This window comes from Kineococcus vitellinus (assembly GCF_009906315.1).
GTDB lineage: Bacteria > Actinomycetota > Actinomycetes > Actinomycetales > Kineococcaceae > Kineococcus > Kineococcus vitellinus.
In genome coordinates, this window is sequence record NZ_JAAALL010000323.1 from 1 (window position 1) to 4,683 (window position 4,683).

Annotated in this window: 3 protein-coding genes and 1 riboswitch; of the genes, 2 read left to right on the top strand and 1 reads right to left on the bottom strand. The window is 76.4% G+C overall.

The features are described 5' to 3' along the window. Positions 1 to 243: 243 nt before the first annotated feature. Positions 244 to 1,005 carry an AAA family ATPase gene (locus tag GTQ99_RS20005; RefSeq protein ID WP_166617464.1) on the bottom strand — a complete coding sequence of 254 codons (762 nt, stop codon included), beginning with the start codon at positions 1,003 to 1,005 and terminating at the stop codon, positions 244 to 246. Positions 1,006 to 1,064: 59 nt separating this feature from the next. Continuing rightward, positions 1,065 to 1,155: riboswitch (glycine riboswitch) on the top strand. Positions 1,156 to 1,258: 103 nt separating this feature from the next. Here GTQ99_RS20005 and gcvP point away from each other — a divergent pair. Continuing rightward, a complete protein-coding gene (gene gcvP / locus GTQ99_RS20010; RefSeq protein ID WP_166617466.1) occupies positions 1,259 to 4,120 on the top strand; it encodes an aminomethyl-transferring glycine dehydrogenase in 2,862 nt (953 codons plus the stop codon). Between the two features lie 109 nt (positions 4,121 to 4,229). Then, positions 4,230 to 4,683 (top strand): NfeD family protein (locus GTQ99_RS20015; protein ID WP_166617465.1); only part of this gene is annotated, 454 nt, incomplete at its 3' end.

A 4,683-nucleotide genomic window follows, 5' to 3' on the forward strand; every position in this document is an offset into this window, starting at 1 on the left:
AACCGGGCGGCGCCGGCGGTGCTGCGCGCCGCGCGGACCAGCCGCTGGCGCTCGACCGGGGCCTTCGACGTCACGGGACCTCCTCGGACCGCGCCGCTGCGCGGGGGATCAGGGGCGGTGGGTACCAGAACGGTTGCGGCGCACCACCGCTCACGACGGTAGGTGCTCGGTGATCGTCCCGCACCTCGGACGCGCGCCGGCGCCGCCCGGTTCCCCGGGCGCCCACCGGCGCGGGCGCCGCGCTCAGTCCTTCTCCAGCACGCGGTCCAGGACGGCGTCGAACTGCAGCGCGAGCGTCTTGGCGGTGCGGGCGCGCAGCGCGTGCAGCGGCAGCCCGGCGCCCTGCGACTGCGGGACGGCGGCCCGGTCCGGCAGCGGCTCCAGCACCAGGTCGCCGAACAGCGAGCGCAGCTCCTCGTAGCGGAAGCGCTGCTCGCCCGAGCGCTGGGTGAAGCGGTTGACGAGGACCCCGACCACGCGCGGGGCGGGGCGCAGCGCGCGCACCTCGCGCAGCGTGCGGTCCACCGCGGCGACGGAGAAGCGGCTGGCGTCGCTGACGACGAGGACCGCGTCGGCGGCCCGCCACGCCGAGCGGGTCAGGCCGTTGAGCGAGGGCGGGGTGTCCAGCAGCGCGAGGTCGTGGTCGTCGACCTTGCGCAGCGCCCGCCGCAGCGACTTCAGCGCCTCCGCGTCGGCGTCCGGGCCGTCCAGGCCGGCGGACTCCGCGGAGCCGGTGAGCACGTCCAGCAGCCCGGGGTGGTCGGAGACCCAGCCGCTGGGGGCCACCGCCTCCTCGGCGACGCGCCGCCGGGGGTCGCGCAGCACCGCCGCCACGTCGTGCGGGCGCTGCGCGCTCACGTCGAGGCCGGAGGTGGCGTCGGCCTGCGGGTCCAGGTCGACCACGAGGGTGCTGGTGCCGCGCTGGAGGGCCGCGGAGGCCAGACCGAGGACCACCGACGTCTTGCCCACACCACCCTTGGCGCTGCAGACGGCGAGGCTGATCACGGGCGAACCCTAGCGCTCCGCCGACCCCGCCCCGGTGCCCTAGAGTGGTGCGCGGCCGTGCATCCCGCGCGGGAGAGACCCCGGTGCGACCGGGGCGCCGAAGGGGCAACATCCCCGGAACCTCTCAGGCGGAAGGACCACGCGGGACAGGCCGATCTGGAGCCCCGCGACGGGTGACAGACGGGGAGGTCCGTACCCCCGCCCGCGACCTCCGGAGCTTCCCGTGACGACGACCGCACCCGAGCCCACCGCCCTGCCGGAGCTCGCCGCCGACCCCGCGGCGCTGCCCTTCAGCGCCCGCCACATCGGCCCCGACGCCGCCGCGGCGGCCCGCATGCTGGCCCTGCTGGGGCTCTCCTCGACCGACGAGCTCGTCGAGCGCGCCGTGCCCGCCGGCATCCGCGACGGCGTGCTGGACCTGCCCGAGGCCCTCGACGAGGCCTCGGTCACCGCGGAGCTGCGCGCCCTCGCGGCCCGCAACCGCGTCGTGCCCTCGATGATCGGCCTGGGCTACCACGGCACCCGCACCCCGGCCGTCGTGCGGCGCAACGTGCTGGAGAACCCCTCCTGGTACACCGCGTACACGCCCTACCAGCCGGAGATCTCCCAGGGCCGCCTCGAGGCGCTGCTGAACTTCCAGACCGCCGTGGCCGACCTGACCGCCCTCGACGTCGCCAACGCCTCCCTGCTCGACGAGGGCACCGCGGCGGCCGAGGCGATGACGCTGGCCCGCCGCACCTCCAAGGCGCCCGCCGGCGCGGTCTTCGCCGTCGACGCCGACGTGCTGCCGCAGACCCTCGCGGTGCTGCGCACGCGCGCCGTGCCGCTGGGCGTCGAGCTGCTCGAGGTCGACCTCGACGCGCCCGACCCGCTGGCCCCCGTCGGCGAGCGCGGCGTGTTCGGCCTGCTCGTGCAGTACCCGGGCACCTCGGGCCGGGTCCGCGACCTGCAGGCCGTCGTGGCCGACGCGCACGGGCGCGGGGCGATCGCCGTCGCCGCCGCCGACCTGCTGGCCCTCACCCTGCTGCGCGCGCCCGGGGAGTTCGGCGTCGACGTGGCCGTCGGCTCCAGCCAGCGCTTCGGCGTGCCCATGGGCGCCGGCGGCCCGCACGCGGCCTACATGGCCGTGCGCAAGGGCCTGGAGCGCTCGCTGCCCGGGCGCCTGGTCGGCGTCTCCGTCGACGCCGACGGCAAGCCCGCCTACCGCCTGGCCCTGCAGACGCGCGAGCAGCACATCCGCCGCGACAAGGCGACCTCCAACATCTGCACCGCGCAGGTCCTGCTCGCGGTGATGGCCGGCTGCTACGCCGTCTGGCACGGTCCCGAGGGCCTGCGCGCGATCGGCGCGCAGGTCGCCCGCCGCGCCGGCGCGATCGCCGCGGCGCTGCGCGCGGGCGGGGTCGAGCTGCTGCACGAGGACCTCTTCGACACCGTCGTGGCCCGCGTGCCCGGCCGGGCCCGCCGGGTCGTGGCCGACGCCCTGGCGGCCGGGGTGAACCTGCGCCTGGTCGACGAGGACCACGTGGGGCTGACCGTCGACGAGACCACGACCGACGCCCACGTCGCGGCCGCCCTGCGCGGCTTCGGCGTGCAGCCGCTGGAGGGCGCCCAGGAGCACGCGCTGCCGGCCGCGCTGCTGCGCACCAGCGGCTACCTGCAGCACCCGGTCTTCTCCCAGCACCGCTCGGAGACGGCGATGCTGCGCTACCTGCGCCGCCTCTCCGACGCCGACTACGCCCTGGACCGCGGCGCGATCCCGCTGGGCTCGTGCACGATGAAGCTCAACGCGACGACGGAGCTGGAGCCGGTCTCCTGGCCCGAGTTCGCCGACCTGCACCCCTACGCGCCCGCCGACCAGCTGGCCGGCACCGCGCAGCTGGTCGCCGACCTGGAGCGCTGGCTGGCCGAGGTCACCGGCTACGACGCGGTCTCGCTGCAGCCCAACGCCGGCTCGCAGGGGGAGTTCGCGGGGCTGCTGGCCATCCGCGCCTACCACCTCTCCCGCGGCGACGCCGAGCGCACGGTCTGCCTGATCCCCTCCTCGGCGCACGGCACCAACGCCGCCAGCGCCGTCATGGCGGGGCTGCAGGTCGTCGTCGTGCGCTGCGACGAGGCCGGGAACGTGGACCTGGACGACCTGCGCGCCAAGACCGCCCAGCACGCCGAGCGCCTCGCGGCGCTCATGGTCACCTACCCCTCCACCCACGGGGTCTACGAGGAGTCGATCCGCGAGGTCTGCGCGCTGGTGCACGAGGCGGGCGGGCAGGTGTACGTCGACGGCGCCAACCTCAACGCCCTCGTGGGCCTGGCGCGCCCCGGCACCTTCGGCGCGGACGTCTCGCACCTGAACCTGCACAAGACCTTCTGCATCCCGCACGGCGGCGGTGGTCCGGGCGTCGGGCCGGTGGCGGTGCGCTCGCACCTGGCGCCGTTCCTGCCCGGCACCTCCCCGGCCGCCGGGGCCGACGGGTCCGGCGTGGGCATGGTCTCCGCCGCCCCGTTCGGCTCCGCGGGCATCCTGCCGATCTCCTGGGCCTACCTGCGGCTCATGGGCCCCGACGGGCTGCGCGCGGCGACGGTGCAGGCCGTGCTGAGCGCGAACTACGTCGCGACGCGGCTGGAGCGGGCCTACCCGGTGCTCTACCGCAGCCCGGGCGGGCTCGTGGCCCACGAGTGCATCCTCGACCTGCGGCCGATGACGAAGGCGACGGGCGTCACCGTCGACGACGTCGCCAAGCGGCTGGTCGACTACGGCTTCCACGCCCCGACGATGTCCTTCCCGGTGGCCGGCACCCTCATGGTCGAGCCCACCGAGAGCGAGGACCTCGCCGAGCTGGACCGCTTCTGCGACGCGATGCTCGCCATCGCCGAGGAGGTCCGCGAGATCGCCGACGGCGCCTGGGCCGTGGAGGACTCCCCGCTGCGGCACGCCCCGCACACCGCCGCCAGCCTGGTGGGGGAGTGGGCGCACCCCTACACCCGCGAGCAGGCCGTCTACCCGGGCGGGCTGGACCCGCGGGCGAAGTACTGGCCGCCGGTGCGCCGCATCGACGGCGCCGCCGGCGACCGCAACCTCGTCTGCTCCTGCCCGCCGTTGGAGGAGTACGAGTCCTGACGGGCCCCTTCCCGCGGTGACCCCTTCCGCGGTGCTCCCGCCCGGTGCGCCGTGCGGGAGCACCGCGGGGAGGGGTGGGTAGGGTCGGGACCACGGGGAGGTGGTCGCGGTGGGGTTCCTGGAGCAGCTGCTGGAGCACGGCTGGCTGCTGTGGATCGCCGCGGCCCTCGTGCTCGGCATCCTGGAGCTGGCCAGCCTCGACCTCGTCTTCGCCATGCTCGCCGGCGGCGCCCTCGCGGGCGCGGCCGCCGACGCCCTGGGCCTGGGGTACGTGGGTCAGGTCCTCGTCGCGGCGGCCGCGGCCGGCCTGCTGCTCGCCACGATCCGCCCGCTGCTGCTGCGCCGGCTGCGGATGCCGGCGGCGGGCACCACGAACACCCCCGCCCTGCTCGGCCGCACGGCGCACGTCCTCGCCGACGTCAGCGCCCGCGGCGGCCTCGTCAAGCTCGTCGGGGAGACCTGGTCGGCGCGGGCCGCCGCCGGGCGCTCCTTCGCGGCGGGCGAGGACGTCGTCGTCGTGGCCATCGAGGGCGCCACGGCCGTCGTCGACGCACCCCCCGCAC